General features: G+C 69.8%; 13 protein-coding genes. All 13 read right to left on the reverse strand.

Annotated features, from left to right (window positions below; translation table 11 throughout):
* Positions 1–574 precede the first annotated feature (574 nt).
* Positions 575–1366: a beta-ketoacyl synthase chain length factor gene (locus IEY36_RS26630; protein ID WP_188972675.1), complete on the reverse strand. Its 792-nt coding sequence runs from the start codon at positions 1364–1366 to the stop codon at positions 575–577.
* A complete protein-coding gene (locus IEY36_RS26635; protein WP_188972677.1) occupies positions 1363–2547 on the reverse strand; it encodes a beta-ketoacyl-[acyl-carrier-protein] synthase family protein in 1185 nt (394 codons plus the stop codon). Before IEY36_RS26635 ends, IEY36_RS26630 begins: the two co-directional genes overlap by 4 nt.
* Positions 2544–4853, reverse strand: a complete 2310-nt coding sequence (locus tag IEY36_RS26640; protein WP_188972679.1) for an MMPL family transporter — start codon at positions 4851–4853, stop codon at positions 2544–2546. Before IEY36_RS26640 ends, IEY36_RS26635 begins: the two co-directional genes overlap by 4 nt.
* 379 nt (positions 4854–5232) lie before the next feature.
* The gene (locus tag IEY36_RS26645; RefSeq protein ID WP_188972681.1) at positions 5233–5796 is read right to left on the reverse strand and encodes a LolA-related protein; all 564 of its coding nucleotides are present in this window, start codon (positions 5794–5796) and stop codon (positions 5233–5235) included.
* Positions 5793–6707 (reverse strand): LpxL/LpxP family acyltransferase, encoded by a 915-nt coding sequence (locus IEY36_RS26650; RefSeq protein WP_188972683.1) that lies wholly within the window; start codon positions 6705–6707, stop codon positions 5793–5795. Before IEY36_RS26650 ends, IEY36_RS26645 begins: the two co-directional genes overlap by 4 nt.
* On the reverse strand, positions 6695–6997 hold the full coding sequence (locus IEY36_RS26655) for a hotdog family protein (RefSeq protein ID WP_188972685.1): 303 nt from the start codon (positions 6995–6997) through the stop codon (positions 6695–6697). Before IEY36_RS26655 ends, IEY36_RS26650 begins: the two co-directional genes overlap by 13 nt.
* 40 nt (positions 6998–7037) lie before the next feature.
* Entirely contained in the window at positions 7038–8060 is a 1023-nt protein-coding gene (locus IEY36_RS26660; RefSeq protein ID WP_188972687.1) for a succinylglutamate desuccinylase/aspartoacylase family protein, read from the reverse strand.
* Between the two features lie 8 nt (positions 8061–8068).
* Complete coding sequence (locus IEY36_RS26665; protein ID WP_188972689.1) at positions 8069–9052, reverse strand: ABC transporter ATP-binding protein; 984 nt, start codon at positions 9050–9052, stop codon at positions 8069–8071.
* The gene (locus IEY36_RS26670; RefSeq protein WP_229681598.1) at positions 9049–10026 is read right to left on the reverse strand and encodes an ABC transporter ATP-binding protein; all 978 of its coding nucleotides are present in this window, start codon (positions 10024–10026) and stop codon (positions 9049–9051) included. Before IEY36_RS26670 ends, IEY36_RS26665 begins: the two co-directional genes overlap by 4 nt.
* The gene (locus tag IEY36_RS26675) at positions 10023–10910 is read right to left on the reverse strand and encodes an ABC transporter permease (protein ID WP_188972691.1); all 888 of its coding nucleotides are present in this window, start codon (positions 10908–10910) and stop codon (positions 10023–10025) included. The genes IEY36_RS26670 and IEY36_RS26675 overlap by 4 nt, the downstream gene beginning before the upstream one ends.
* A complete protein-coding gene (locus IEY36_RS26680; RefSeq protein WP_188972693.1) occupies positions 10903–11847 on the reverse strand; it encodes an ABC transporter permease in 945 nt (314 codons plus the stop codon). The genes IEY36_RS26675 and IEY36_RS26680 overlap by 8 nt, the downstream gene beginning before the upstream one ends.
* 4 nt (positions 11848–11851) lie before the next feature.
* Positions 11852–13423 (reverse strand): ABC transporter substrate-binding protein, encoded by a 1572-nt coding sequence (locus tag IEY36_RS26685; RefSeq protein WP_188972695.1) that lies wholly within the window; start codon positions 13421–13423, stop codon positions 11852–11854.
* An 85-nt stretch (positions 13424–13508) separates the two neighbouring features.
* On the reverse strand, positions 13509–15707 hold the full coding sequence (locus IEY36_RS26690; RefSeq protein ID WP_188972696.1) for a N,N-dimethylformamidase beta subunit family domain-containing protein: 2199 nt from the start codon (positions 15705–15707) through the stop codon (positions 13509–13511).
* Between the last annotated feature and the right edge of the window lie 87 nt (positions 15708–15794).

Here is a 15794-nt window from a genome sequence, read left to right on the forward strand (position 1 = left end):
CGCCAAGTATCGGTTTCCAAAGGCCCTTAGGCCTTTGGCGGGGTGCGGTCCGGAGAGGGGCGGCGCCCCTCTCCGTCAACAGCCCAAGCATCACCGCCCCTCCTCGGCCAACACAATGGTCGCCCGCCCGGACAGCAATGCCCGCCCGTCGCCGGTGATCTCGAACCCATAGATGAAGCCGCGGCTCTCCTGTNGTCGCCGGTGATCTCGAACCCATAGATGAAGCCGCGGCTCTCCTGTGCCAGCGCCGTCGCGCGGATGTGCAGGTCCCCGCCCACATCGTCCAGCCGTTCCGCCGCCATCATCACCCCCGACAGCGCCGCGAGAAACCCCACCCCCTGCGCCGCCCCCGCCGTCAGCGCGCCGTGAAGCGCCATCGCCTGCAGCGCGTATTCCAGCCCGCAAACGGCCGGCAGCACCCCGTCCCGCTGCAACGGGTGCGCCGGGTCGCAATGGCTGCTGGCGGTGCAGACAATGGCCGTGGCGTCGCACGCCTCGACCCGGTCGAGCAGGCACATCGCCCCCTGATGCGGTACCAGGGCCGCGATCGCCGCGCGGCTGGCAGGCAGGCCGGTCACGGCGCCACGGCGATGTCGAGCGCGGCGGCCTCGGGCAAGGCGAGGCTCAGCGTCATCGCCCGGCCGGTGGCGAGCGCCACCAGCAGCGGCAGCGCGCGCGCCGCCGGATTGCCGGCGCGGATGGCATCGAAGCCCGTCGGCAGTGGCGGCTCCGCCGTGGCCGCCTGCGCGCTGTAGCCGAGCCGCAGGGCGCCATACGCGCCACCCCCGGGCACCAGCACCAGCGCGACGGCGAAAGACGCATCGCCGGGCCGCAGCGCCGTCAGCGGCGGCGGCAGCGGCACATCATGGGTGACGAACAGCACCGGGGCACGCCACGCCACCACCTGCGCCACCGCTTGCATCAGCCCGGTGGCGAACACCACGTCATGCCCGCCTAGGCTCACCGAGGACCGCGCCGAGCCGGCCGCGATGCCCCAATACCCGGCCGCCGCATTGTGCACCGAATTGTGGAACTGGGTCGGCGAGATCGCGCCATCCGGCGCGTGCAGCGCCTCGAGGATCGAGACGATGACCTGTGCCTCGCCATTCGAGCTGGCGAAGACGGTGTCGAGATCCTCCGGCGCCAGGCCGCTGTGCTGCACCGCCTCGGCGGCGACGGCCAGCGCCAAGCGCACCGAGGGGCCGGTGCGGCGGCGCTCGGTCGCCGGCAGCAGGGCGGGCACGGGAGGCACCAGAGGCGCCGGTTCATGGGGCGCGAGGCCCGCCAGCACCGGACGCGCCGCCGCCCAGCCGGCCAGCCCCGGGCCGAGCAGGCCGATGCCGGCGATGCCCACCGCCGGCGTCATGCCAGCCGCCCGAATACCAGCGCGCAATTGCTGCCGCCGAAGCCGAAGGAATTGGACAGCACGCGATCGACCCGCGCCGCGCGATTGGTCACTACGACGCCGGCGGTGAAAGCGGGATCGAGGCGCCCGACATTCAGGCAGCCGGGGATCAGCCCATCCTCGATGCAGATGGCGGCAATCGCGGCCTCCAGCGCGCCGGAGGCCCCCAGCGTATGGCCGGTCCAGCCCTTGGTCGAGGAACACGGCACCGCATCGCCGAAGATGCGCGCGATGGCGCGGTCCTCCATCGCGTCATTGGCGCGAGTGCCGGTGCCATGCATGTTCACGTAGTCGATGTCCGCCGCGGCGAGGCCCGCGCTGTCGAGCGCCCCGCGCATCGCCGCCACCGCGCCAAGGCCCTCCGGATGCGGGGAGGACATGTGGTGGCCATCGGACGACGCCCCGGCACCGAGCAGGCCGATCCGGCCGGCATCGCCGGGCATCGCGCGCTCGATCAGCGCGAAGGCGGCGGCCTCGCCGATGCTGATGCCGTCGCGGTCCTCGGCGCAGGGGCGGGTCGGGCCATGCGCCAGCAATTCCAGCGAGCCGAAGCCGTGCAGCGTCAGCCTGCACAGCGTGTCGGCGCCACCGACCACGGCGGCATCGGCGAAGCCCGCCTCGATCAGCGCCGCAGCATCGAGGAAGGACCGCGCGCCCGAGGTGCAGGCGGTGGAGATGGAGATGCACGGCCCGTCGAGACCCAGCCGCGCGCGCAGGTAGCGCGGCAGCGCGTGCAGATCGTGGGTGCGGGCGAAGTCATAGGCCGGCAATGCGCCATTAGCGCCGCGCCGCGCCCAGGCCTGCTCGGTTTCTTCGATGCCGGAGGTGGAGGTGCCGAGCACCACGGCGATGCGCCCGGCGCCATGGCGCGCCTTGGCCGCCTCGATCGCCGCGACGAAGCCGTCCTGACAAAGCGCCAGTTCGGCGAGGCGCGCATTGCGGCAGGCAAAGGCGGCGAGGTCCTCGGGCAGCGCGACGGCTTCGGCCTCCGCCACGCGTCCGAACCACACGCCCTCGGGCATGGCCGGCAGGTCGCAGGGGCGCAGTCCGCCGCGCCGCGCCCACAAGGCGGCGCGCGTTGCGTCCAGGCCGACGCCCATCGCGCTGGTCGCCGTGATGGTGGTGATGCGGAACGGCGTCATGTCGCCGCCCCGCGGCGCGGCGCCAGGGTGCAGGCCAACAGGAAGGCGCTGGCGACGCCGATGCAGACGGTCAGCCCCGTCGCGTGCAGCACCGGCGTACGGCACAGCGAGAGAAGACCGAAGGTGAGCAATGTCGTGACCATGCAACTGATGACAGCCCCGAGCGCACGGGCGGCGGCCTCGGTATCCTCGGCGCCGGAGCGCGAGATGAACAGCGCATAGTCCATGCCGACGCCGGCCAGCAAGAGCGCCGCCGTCAGGTGGAAAATGGTGATCTGCTCGCCCAGCGCCTGCAATGCGCCGAAGGTCAGCAGCAGCGCGCCGGCCAGGGCCAGGGCGATTCGCAGCCCCCCGGCCAGGCCGCGCCCGGCGCCGAGCAGCAGCAGCACCAGCGCGCCGCCGACGGCGCCCCAGCGCAGCGCGGTGGCGATGCCCTGGCCCAGCAGCGCCTCGGTCTCCGCCTTGATGTCCACCAGCAGCAGGCCGGGGATGGTCGCGGCGGCGGCGCGCAGGGCGGCAAAGTCCCGGACGCCCTCGGGCAGCAGCAGGGCGCGCCAGCCATCCGGCTCCTGCCGCAACAGCGGCGCGAGGCGGGCGGCGAGCAGCGGGGCCGCGCCGAGATCGGCCGGGGTCAGCGGTGGCAGGCGACGCGCTTCGTCCATGCCGCCGAGAAATGGGGCGAAGGCGGTGGCGCGAAAGGGCAGGCCCTCGCGCGCCGCGTCGAGCCGCGCCGCCAACGTCGCCTGGTCCGGCAGGGCGGCGATGCGGGCGCGCTGCGTCGCGGTGCTCGGCAGGTAGCGCGCCGGCTGGTCCAGCCCGGTGATGGCGCCGGAGGCCATCAGCGTCGCAGCGGCGGCTTCGGCGGCCCGCAGCGCGGCCTCGGCATCCGCGCCGGTGACCGAGAGCAGCATCCGTACATCCGGCGCGCCGATCTGGCCGCGCAATTCGCCGTCGAGGTTGCGCACCGCTTCCGGCACCGGGGAGAGGTCGGCGATGTCGCGAGCGAGGCGCGGCCCGCCAGTCAGCGCCATCGCCACCGCGACCAGCGCCAGCCCCGCCAGCACCGGCCAACGCAGCGCCGGCAGGCGCAGCAGCGCATGGGCAGCGCGTTCGGGCAGCGGCCGCACCGGCAGGCCTTCCGCGGGCAGCAGCGCCGGCAGCAGAAATCGCGTGGACAGCGCCGCCCCTGCCAGCCCCGCGGCCGCGAACAGGCCGAGCTGCGCCAGCCCCGGAAACCCCGAGGCCAGCATCGGCACCAGCCCCGCCACCGCCGCGACAGTGGCCAGGCGCAGCGTCGGCCAGATGCGCCGCGCCGTCTGCCGCAGAGATTCGCCTGGCGCGCGATTGGTCACCAGCAGGATCGGATAGTCGTCGCAGACGCCCAGCATCGTCATGCCGAAGCCGAGGGCCGCGCCATGCACATGGCCGAACACGGCATCCACCACGACCAGCCCGGCCAGCGTGCCGACCGCGAGCGGCACCGCCACCACCGCCAGCATGATCGGTGACCGATAGCGCCAGAACAGGAAGGCGGCGACCAGCAGGAAGGAGACCGTCGAGACCAGTTTCACATCGGCGCGCACCGCCGTCGCGGCCTCCGCGGCGAAGACGCCGGGCCCGGACAGCAGCAGCCGCGCGCCGGGCGGCGGATGGGCGGCGGCAAAGGCGGTGTGGAAAGCGGCGGCGGCGCGTTGCTGCGCCCCGGTGTCGAGGCCCGCCGCACGGGTCTGCGCGAGGATCAGCGCGCGGGGGCCGGCGGCCATCCAGACGCCGTGTTCCGTGCCGATGCGCGCTTCGGCCGACCAGCCGCGCAGCAGGGCGAGGAAGGCCCCGGTTGGGTCGGCGAAGCCGAAGCGGCGCAGCAGCGGTTCGGCGGAGGAACGAAGGCCGTCGAGCAGCGTCTCCAGCACCCGGCGCAAGGCGGGTTCGGTGAAGCTGTCCGGCGTCGCGGCGGGCGAAAGGGCGTAGCGATGGGCGAAGAGCAGCGCAGCCTCGGCATCGTCGATGCGCGGCGTGCCATTGGCAACGATGGCGAAGTCGCCGCTGGCATCGAGCGCCGTCGCCACGGCGCGGGACAGGCGCGCAAGCTCGGCGGCCGGCGCGCCCTCGATGCCGGCAATCAGCAGGCGGGTTCCCGCGCCCTCGCGCAGTTCGCGCAGCAGGAACACCGCTTCGGGGGAACGCGTGTCGGGCAGGAAATCGCTGATGTCGCTGCGCAGTTCGACATGGCGCAGCACCAGCGGGAAGGCGGCGCCGAGCATGGCAAGCACCACCAGCAGCGGGAGGAAACGCAGCAGGCGCGTCATGGCCGGGAACAAGGCCGGGAGGGCGCCGCTCTATCAAGGCGAGGATCGTGGCGGCGAGCGGTGGAACCAGAGAGGGCTTTGCCCCCTCCGGACCTCCCCCACCAAAGGCCTAAGGGCCTCTGGACACCAATACCTGGCGTCCTGCGCGGCGAGATCTGCGCGGGGACAGCGGAAGCGCCACGCTCACGGTGGGGGAAACGTTCCCGGTGCCGTGCCTGGAACGCGCGCCTCTTGCGGCCGGAGGCAAGTCCCGGCGGTCCAGGGTGCATGGCACCCTGTGGGCTCCCAACGGCGTGGCAAGGCAATGCCGTTGGAAACCCATGGTGGGGTGAGGTTTGGAGAGAGGCAGCGTCCCTCTCCGTGCGTCGCCCATGCTCCATCATCGCGACGGCGTCACCATCATCCGGTTGCGCCCCTCGCGCCCCTGCGTCTCCACCACCAGCACCGCGCCGCCCTCACCCTCCAGCACGATGCGCTGCACGGCGGCGAGCACGCGCACGGACAGCGGCGTCAACACCATCCGCCAGCGCGCCAGGTCACCCGAGAAGTCGATGCTGAAGTACCGGTGCAGCGTGGGCGCATCCCCGGCGAGCGTCGCGCGGATGGCTTCGACCAGCGGGCGGATCTCCGGCGCTGTGTCGAGGGCGATGTCCTGATGGATGTCGCGATCGGGCCGTTCGAGCAGCAGGCGGTCGCCCTCGACCAGCAGGCGTTCCTGGAAGGGCTCGGTGGTGCGCTTCTCCAGCCGGTCGGGCGCGCGCCAGGACAGCGTGCCGCGTGACGTGAGCAGCCCCTCGATCTCGGGGATGTCCTTTTCCTCGACGAAGCGAGCGCCGCTCTCCCGCACCGCGGCGAGGGCGGCCATGACCGCGGCCATCGCATCCTGCGCCTGGGCGACAACGGGCAGTGTGAGCAAGGCCGTCAGCAGGGCGCGGCGCGTCACGGGTCTTCCTGCCAGAAATCGTAGAAGTTGAACCAGTTGTAGGGATGCGCGCGGCACACCTCGTCGAGCCGCGCGGCATAGCGGGTGAGCCATGAACGCAGCGCGGCCTCCCGCGTTGCGCGCGGCAGGTCGATGGCATCGGCGAAGGGTTCGAAGCGCAACAGGTAGTGGCGCGGACCGAGCCACAGGCCGAAGCCGAGCACCACCGGCATGTGCAGGATGGCCGCGAGCGTCATCGGCCCGCCCGGGAAAGGCGCCTCGGCCCCGAGGAAGGGGATGGCGAGCATGCGTTCGCCGCGCGGCGCGCGGTCCGCCAGCAGGCCGATGACGCCGCCACGCTCGAGCGCCTCATGCGCTTCCAGCATCGCCTCGGGCTGCCCGAGCCGGATGATGGCGGCGGCGCGGGACGGGTCCAGGCTGTCGAACAGCGCATCGGCCGCGCCGCCGGGCGAGGCATGCATCAGCATGCGCACCTCGACCGGCGCACCTGCGCCGCCGACCGCGCGTAGCGCCTCGAAGGAACCCATATGGGCCCCGAGCAGGACCGTGCCGCGCCTGGCCTCGGCGGCGTCCTTCAGCAGGTCGAGGCCTTCGATCTCGACGCGATACCCGGCGGTGCGACCGGTCAGCAGGAAGACGCGGTCGAGCATCGTCGCAGCGAAGCAGAAATATAGCCGCCACAGATCGCGCCAGGCAGCGTCTCGCCCCAATGCCCGCGTGAGGTAGCGGCGCACCGCGCGCTTCTGCGCCGCCGGCGAGGTGGTCAGGTAGAACAGGGTGATCGGGTAGAGCAGTGCATGGCCGGCATGCCAGCCCAGGCCGAGCGCGATGCGTACCATCAGCCGCAGCAGGGCGCCGCCGCCGCGTTCGGGCACCCGCGTCCAGGCGGCGGCATCGGTCACGGGGCGCAACGCCAGTCTCCGGTGGCGACGGGGCGGCCCTCGATGCTGCAGGCGAAGGCGACGCGGCTGGCATCGGCGCGCGTGAGGGCGACATCGACGCGCTGGCCCGGCAACACCGGGGCGGCGAATTTCACGCGCGGCAGGGCGATGGCCGGGCCGAGGCCGAAATGGGCGCGCGCGGCGGCGATGACGTGGTCGAGCAGCACCACGCCGGGCACGATCGGCCGACCCGGAAAGTGGCCGGGCAGGGCGGGATGGTCGGGGCCGATGGTGAAGGCCGTGTCGAAGCGTGCAGTCACCGCCGGGCTTGAGCACGCCCGGCAGCCCTTCCGCAAGGGGTCAGACGGCGAGGTCGTTCGCCAGATGGAACAGACAGTCCCCCCGCTTGGTGCGCGCCGGGACGCGTTTGCACATGACGATACCGGCGGCCTTGAAGGCGATCTCGACCGGCGGCAGCCACGGGGTTTCGGGCATATGGATGTGCGCGGCGGGGGTGCCGATGGCAACCGTGTCGCCCAATTCCACCAACGGTTCAAAGACGCCGTTCTCCGGCGCGTAGACGTACATCTCCGGGCCGCGCACATCGAGGAAGCGCGTCGCCACCGGCGGGTCCGCCCAATGCTCCTTCCCCAGGATGCCCAGATGGACCAGCAGGTTGCGCAGCCCGCGTTCGGCGATGGCGAGCCCCGACGGATTCACCGCCCCCGCCCCGCCGAGTTCCGTGCCGAGCGCGATGCTGCCGCGCCGGTCCGCCCCGGCGCCCAGCGTCTGGTCCCCGCCCTGCCCCTGCGCGCCGCCCTGGATGTAAGTGTAGGGCGCACCGAAGGCCCGCAGCGCGGCGAGCTGCTTCTGGTACAGCGTCGGGTCGTTGGACTGCTTGGCGAGCGCGGTCGGGATGTAGTTCAGCGACGACCCGCCCGAATGCAGGTCGATCACCAAGTCGGCGAGCGGGATGATCTCGCTGTCGATGTAATGCGCGATCTGCCGGGTGACGGTGCCGTCCGGATCGCCGGGGAAGATGCGGTTCATGTTGAGGTCGTCGATCGGCGAGACGCGACGACCGACGAGCGCGGCCGGGTAATTCGCCATCGGCAGCATGATGACGCGACCGCGGATCATGCCGGGTTCGAGGAACTTGATCAGATTGGTCAGCGCCACCTGGCCTTCATACTCGTCGCCATGGTTGCCCGAGGAAAAGAAGGCCGTCGGCCCCTCGCCATTCTTCACCACCACGATCGGGATGGGCAGGAAGCCGTAGGCGCTGTCATGCGTCGAATGGAACAGGCGGATGAAGCCAGTCTGCTTGCCGTCCTTCGCGAAGTCCACATCCGGGACAAGGCGGGACTTCTTCATTTCAGGCATGGCGTTCCTCAGGGGTCGATCAGGTGGCAGGCAACCTGGTGGCCGGGCGCGGTGGTACGCAGCGGCGGCGCGGTCTCGCGGCAGACCGGCATCACGTGCGGACAGCGCGTGTGGAAGCGGCAGCCGGACGGCGGATTCAACGCTGAAGGAATGTCGCCCACGATGCGCTGCCGCTTGCCGCGCGACCGTTGCGCCGGGTGTTGCGCCGGCACCGCTGCGATCAGCGCCTGGGTATAGGGATGCAGTGGCGCGGCGTAGATCGTCGCCTTGTCGGCGACCTCGACCATCTTGCCGAGATACATCACCGCGACGCGGTCGGAGATGTGGCGCACGACGGACAGATCATGCGCGATGAACAGGTAGGTGAGCCCCATCTCCCGCTGCAGATCCTGCAGCAGGTTGACGATCTGCGCCTGCACCGAGACGTCGAGCGCGGAGACGGCCTCGTCGCAGACGATCAGCCGCGGATGCAGCACCAGCGCGCGGGCGATGCCGATGCGCTGGCGCTGGCCGCCGGAGAATTCATGCGGGAAGCGGTCCAGCGCGCGCGCCGGCAGGCCGACCTTCTCGAGCATCTGCGCGACCTTGCCGCGCGTCTCGGCATTCATCCGCGCGCCATGGATGAGCAGCGGCTCGGCGATGATGTCCTCGACCGACATGCGCGGGTTCAGCGCGCCATAGGGGTCCTGGAAGATGATCTGCATGGAGCGGCGGAAACCGCGCATCTCCATGCGGCCGATGCCGGTGATCTCGTTGCCGTCGAAGGCGACGCGGCCCGAGGTCGGTTCGATCAGCCGCAGCAGCAGCCGGCCGAGCGTCGATTTGCCGCAACCGGATTCGCCAACCAGGCCAAGCGTCTCGCCAGCCTTGATGGTGAATGAAACCTCGTCCACCGCCTTCAGCGTCGCGGGTTTGCGCAGGCCGAACAGCCCGCCGCCGCCGACCTCGAAATGCTTGGAGAGGGCGGTCGCCTCGATCAGCGGCGTGGTCATGCCGGCGCCAGCTCCTTCGCGCGGAAGCAGGCGGCGGCGTGGGCCGGTTCCAGGGTTTCGAGCGGCGGAATCGCGGCAGCGCAGGAGGGCAGCGCATGGGCGCAGCGCGGGCCGAAGCGGCAGCCTGGCGGGCGGCGCGCCGGCTCGGGCAGCGTGCCGGGAATGGCGACGAGCCGCGGCTTGTCCTCGGTGAGCGAGGGCACGCATTCCAGCAACCCGCGCGTATAAGGGTGCATCGGCCGGTCGAAGATCGTCGCGACCGGCGCTTCCTCGATGACGCGGCCGGCATACATGACCAGCACGCGGTCGGCGGTCTCGGCGATCACGCCCATGTTGTGGGTGATGATGATGACGCCCATGCCGAACTCGTCGCGCAAATCCATCAGCAGGTCGAGGATCTGCGCCTGGATCGTCACGTCGAGCGCGGTGGTGGGTTCATCCGCGATCAGCAGTTTCGGATTGCAGGCGAGCGCCATGGCAATCATCACCCGTTGCCGCTGCCCGCCGGACATCTGGTGCGGATAATCGTCCAGCCGGCGCGAGGCGGAAGGGATGCCGACCTTGTCCAGCATGGTGATGGCGCGGCGGCGGAGGTCGGCCTGCGACAGCCGTTCATGCGCGGCGATCGTCTCCATGATCTGGTCGCCGATCGAGAAGACCGGATTCAGCGAGGTCATCGGCTCCTGGAAGATCATTGAGATCCCCGGGCCGCGCACTTGCTGCATCTGCCGATCGGACAGGCCCGTCAGGCGCTCGCCGTTGAATGTCACCTCGCCTGCCGCGACGCGTGCCGGCGGCTTGGGCAGCAGATCCATGATGGTCAGCGCGGTGACCGACTTGCCGGAACCGGATTCACCGACAATGCCGAGGATCTCGCCCTCCTTCAGGGAGAAGGAGACATCCTCGATGGCGTTCACCTCGCCACGACCGGTCATGAAGGCGGTGGTGAGGCCGCTGACGTCCAGGAGATTCACTGCTGGATCCTGAGCCGGGGGTCGAGCACGTCGCGCAACCCATCGCCGAGTAGGTTGAGTCCCATCACCGTGATCATCAGCATCACGCCGGGAATGGTGATGATCCAGGGCGCCTCGCGCATGAAGTCGCGCCCCTCGGCCATGATGTTGCCCCAGGTCGGCGTCGGCGGCACGGCGCCGACCCCGAGGAAGGATAGCGTGGCTTCCGACAGCACCGCATAGGCGAACAGGAACGACAGTTGCACGATCATCGGCGCCATGGCGTTGGGCAGGATGTGGTGGCGCAGGATGCGCCAATGCCCCGCCCCGGCGGCGACGGCGGCCTGCACATATTCCATCTCCCGCAACACGATCACCGATGACCGCACGATGCGCGCCGTGCGCGGAATATAGACAATCGACAGCGCCAGGATGACGTTGAGCGTGGAGGGGCCGAGCACCGAGGTGACGGCGATGGCGAGCAGGATCGCCGGGAAGGCCATCAGCGCGTCATTCACCCGCATCAGCGCGTTGTCGAGCTTGCGGAAATACCCCGCCGCCGCGCCGATCAGCGTGCCGAACACCGCGTTCAGCGCGACGACCGAGGCGCCGATGATCATCGACAGCTGCGCCCCCCACACCACGCGCGACCACAGCGAGCGGCCGAAATTGTCCGTGCCGAAAAGCCAGGTCTCGCTGGGCGAGAGGAACTTGTTGCGCATCGACAGGCGCTGCGGATCGACATCGGTGATCCAGGGCGCGGCGGCGGCAATGATCGCGATAATGCCGAACAGCACCAGCCCTGTGACGAAGAGCCGGTGATGGAACAGCCGCCGCAGCGTCGCCCGCACGGGGTGTTCGCGCTTATGGGCGATCGCTTCCGCGTCAGGCGCCGCCTCACTCATAGCGCACCCGCGGGTCGAGTGCGGCGTAGAGAACATCGACGGTGATGTTCACCAGCACCAGGAAGGTCGTCACCAGCAGCAGGCCCCCTTGCACCATTGGGTAGTCGCGGTTCAGCACCGCCTGGGTCAGCAACTGCCCCATGCCGGGGATGGAGAACAGCGCCTCGGTCACCACCGCGCCCGACATCAGCAGCGAGACGATGATGCCGACCACGGTGACGATCGGGATCAGCGCATTGGCCAGCGCGTGCTTCAGCACCACGCGGCGATGCGGCAGGCCCTTCGCCTTGGCGGTGCGGATGTAGTCCTGGCGCAACACCTCCAGCATGGATGACCGCGTGATGCGCGCCAGCAGCCCCGCCTGCAGCAGGGCAAGCGAGAAGGCCGGCATCGTCATCGAGCGCAGCCAGCCGACCGGGCTCTCGCCGAAGGGCACGTAGCCACCCGACGGCAGCCAGCCGAGATGCACCGCGAACAGGATGATCATCAGCAGGCCGAGGAAGAAGCTCGGCACCGAGATGCCGATCATGGCGAACATCATCGCCGCCTGGTCGACCCAGGAATTCTGCCGCAACGCCGCGATGATGCCGCTGGCGATGCCGATCAGCAGGGTGAAGACCAGCGCATACAGGGACAGCCCGATGGTGACCGGCAGCCGTTCCATCGTCGCGGCGAAAACCCCGGTGCCGAGCAGCAGCGACCGCCCGAGATTGCCCTGCGCCAGCCCCCGGTAATAGTCGATCAGTTGCAGATAAATCGGCTGGTCGAGCCCGAGGTCGCGGCGCAATTGCTCGATCTGCGCCGGCGTCGCGGAGACGCCCGCGATCGCGGCCGCCGGGTCGCCGGGGATCAGTCGCATCAGCCCGAAAGCGATCAGGCTGACGATGAGGAGGACCGGGATCGCACTCAACAGGCGGCGGAAGGCGACCCCGATCATGATGTTATTGCTGTATCCACACGTTGGAGAAGCGTGGGATGCGGAAGGGCACGAAGCCCTGCACGTTGGAGCGCACCGCCTGCACCTTGGTCAGTGAACCGAAGGGCAGGGCGTAGACTCGTTCGAGGACCATCCGTTGCATGTTCGCATAGGCCGCCTGGCGCGCTTCTGCGGAACGCTCGTTGTTCATCGCATTCCACAGGGCCAGCACCTCCGGGTCGTCATGCTCGTCGCGCGGACGATAGGCGGCGTTGGGGCTGACCAGGAACTGCATCGTCGCCAGCGCGCCAAGCGCGGGCTGCGTCCCCCAGCCGGTATGGAAGAAGTGCCATTCGTCACTGTTCACCCGCTGCGACATCTGCACCGAGGTCGGCCAGTCCACCACGCGAAGGTTCGCGTTGATGCCCACCGCGCGCAGCTGCTGCTGCATGACCAGCGCCGCGTTGTACATCGGCGGATAGTCGCGATTGGTCAGGAGAATGATGGGCTCGTTGCGATAGCCGGATTCGCGCAGCAGGGCGCGGGCGCGCGCCTGATCGTTGATGTTGTATGTCTCCTTGCCCGCATCGGTGTAGGAGGGCCGACCCGGAAACTGGAAGCCGATATTCAGGCGGTAGTTCCCATCCGTCGCCGCATCCATGATGTCTTCCATGCCGAGCGCGGCCTGCACCGCGCGGCGGAAGGCGAGGTTGTTGGTCGGCGGGATGGCAGTATTGGGCAGCGCGATCTGGATCCACCAGTTCTGCAGCGGCAGGATGGTGATGGCGCTGTTGCGGCGCAGGCTGTCCAGCGAGCGCGTCGGTACGTCCTCGACCGCCTGCAGAGCGCCGGTCTCAAGGCCGGCGACGCGGGCGCTCGCCTCCGTCACGATGCGGAAGGTGACGGTGTCCACGCAGGCTACGCGATACCCACCGAAGCCGCTGCGCTGCTCGAAGGCCGTATTGGGCTGGTATCCGTCGAAGCGGCCCAGCCGCGCATGGCTGCCCGGGACGAACTCCAGCAGGCGGAACGGGCCGGTGCCCACGACGCGCAATTGCTGGCGTTCGTCATTCTCGTGTTCCGACGGGATGATGACGATGGGAACCGAGAAGGAGGACAGCGCCTCGATGAAGGTCGGCTGCACCTGCTTCATGCGGATGACGAAGGTGTGCGGGTCCGGCGTGTCCCAGCCCGCCACGTTGTCGAGCGTGCTGCGCTGTATCCCGATGCGGTTGTAGCGGTTGAAGGAGGCCGCGACATCCGCCGAGGTCATCGGCTTGCCGTTGTGGAAGGTGACGCCCTGGCGCAGCCGGAAGGTGTAGATCAGGCCGTCGCCCGATTCCTCCATGCTCTCCGCGAGTTCGAGGATGGGCCGGTTGTCCTCGCTGCGCGTCATCAGCGATTCGTACATGTTCATCGCGATGTTGCGGGTCGAGATGGTCGTGGACGTCATCTGGTCCAGCGAATTCACGTTCGCTTCCTGCCCGAAGACGATGTCCCCGCCGCGCGACGGGCAGGTGAAGGGTGCGGCGACCGCCGCGGCCGGCAAAGCAAGACCCAACACCAGAATCGATGATGCAATGCGAGAGCGTTTCATGATGATCAGTCCCCGAAAGACGCGTGAAAGCCCTGTTGCGGGCAAGCGTCCGACGCGCCAAGCAGCCTGTCAACCGGGTTGATCGTCATGGCACGGCGAAGCGCGCGACGACATTCTCCATGATGCGGCTGACCGGGCCGCCGAATGCATCATCCTTCCACAAACTGCCGCACCAGGTGATCGATCCCGTGGCAAACACCGCACCGCCGCCGGGCGTTTCGAAGTAGACGATCTCGGCGCGCTTCAGCGCCTCGGTGCTCTCGCCGCTGATCGTCGCGATGTGCGAGAGCAACTCCTCCGGCACGGTGACGAAGGAGGCCGGCGGGTCCTCGGATCGCGCCAGGATCGCCGTCCCCGCCGGCGTTCCCAGCGTAAAATCGGCACGGTCGAGTTCGAACCCGGCCGCGCCGCCGCCGGACAGGCCGTAATCGCCGAAAACCTCGCTCGTCACACCGTCGAAGATCCAGGCATGCATCGGGTCGCGCGCGGCGGGTAGCAGCCGGTAATGCGTGCCCTCGAACAGCCCCTGGCCGGAGAAGCCGACGCCGGCGAGCATCTGCGGCGGCCGCCGATTGCGCCGCCACAGCCCGCCATAGCCGCCATCGGTCTGGTGCCAGTATTCGCCCGGTTCGGCCGCCCAGGCGCGGATGCCGCCTTCCGACCGGCGCAACTCCATCATCCCCGGCAGGGTCTGCGTCACCGCAATGCGCCAATAGAAGCCATTGCCGCCGAGATACATCAGCCGCCCACCCTCGCGCGTGTAGGTCGACAGCGCATCAAGCGTCTGGGGCGTGTGGTATTCGGGGTGCGAGCCGGTCAGCACGACACTGAAGGGCTTCAGCAGGTCGGCGCCTTCCTCGTGCAGGTCTTCATCCGTGACCACGTCGAAGGCGATGCCTTTCGCCTCCATCCAGGCGAGCAGATGCGTATCGGCCGGATAATGCCGCAGCCCCGACCCGCGCGCGTCGTTGAAGGTCAGGAATCCCGGCCGCATCGTCAGGATCGGCCGCAACCGCGACGAGAAGGCGATGCCGCTGCCATCGGGATGCTTGTTGTAGGTGGACCGGCCATAGACCGGATAATCATCCGGGTTGTACGGATACGCCCCCCAGGCCGCGACCCGCGCCTTGTACGCCGCATCGGCATTGCCGCGCGCGTGGTTGGCATAGGCCTGGTAGGTGAAGGTGGAGGCCAGGAACACCACCCGTGCCGTCGCCTCCCCGCGTGGCGGCAGCACGTACAAGGGCAGCCAATCCTCGCCCCCCGGGCAGGTCAGGTGCAGTGCATAGGCGCCGCTTGGCAGGTCGTCCGGCACGGTGAAGGTGACGGCACTCTGCCAGCCGCAATCGCCGAGGTCATCGGCATGGAAATGGATGGCGCCATAGTCGCCCGGCGCGTGGCGCCAGCACATCTCCGCCCCCGACCACCGCGCGCCGACCACCGCGCGCGTCGGCACATTCACCAGATATCCGTCGCAGCTCTGCTCACCGACATCGAGGATGCGCTGCGTCGGGATGTCGCGCGAAAGATCCCAGCCGGCGATCAATTCCGCCCTGAGTTCCGCCAGCGTCGCGGCCGGTCGCGGCCAGGTCTCGCGATAACCGGCCAGCAGCGCCGGGTCTTCGATCTTGCCGGTCAGATGCGCGCCGCCGGTGGTGTCCGCCGCGATGGTCAGCCGCCCGCCACCGCGCGGCAGGCGCAACCCGGCCGCCACTGCGGTCGCCACCATCTCCGCCCCGCCATCGAGTGGAACCGCACCCACCGCGATCCGCCCGCTGCCCGGGTCGGCACTCAACCAGACGCGATGCCAGGTACGCAACGCCGGCGCCCGAGCGGTCGCCACCGCCATCGCGCCGGCGGCCGCGGTGACGATGCCCGTCACCCCCTCCGGCCCGATCGACAGCGTGATGCCGGTGCCATCCTCCGCCTCGCACAGCACCGCCGCGCCGCCGGGGCCGGGCATCGCCGCCATCCACAGCAACGCTGTCCAGGTCAGCGGCCCGGCCTCGCGCTGTGGCGGCCGCGGCACCACCGCATGCGAGCCGAGCCGGATCGGCTGACGCCACCCCTCGAAGGTCACATCGAAGCGGTGCGACAGGTCCTCGAAGCGCAGCCCCGGCCCATCCGGGTTCGGGTCGCCTGAGATCACCCGCACCAACCGCGCCCGCGCCTGCCCGCCATCGCGCACGCTGATGCGCGCGTCGAACCGCTCGCCAGGCCGGTGCGAGAAGCGATCGAGATAGCCGGTGATCGGCAGCTCCGCGACGGGTGGTGGCGGCGACATGGCAATGCTCCCCTGCAACGCGCTGCGAAGCCTCCGCCCCACGTTGCAGCGCGTCAATCATTGGCGCCCCGGCCGTATCGTGCGAGC

Origin of the sequence: Neoroseomonas lacus (assembly GCF_014644535.1) — a bacterium.
Lineage (GTDB): Bacteria > Pseudomonadota > Alphaproteobacteria > Acetobacterales > Acetobacteraceae > Neoroseomonas > Neoroseomonas lacus.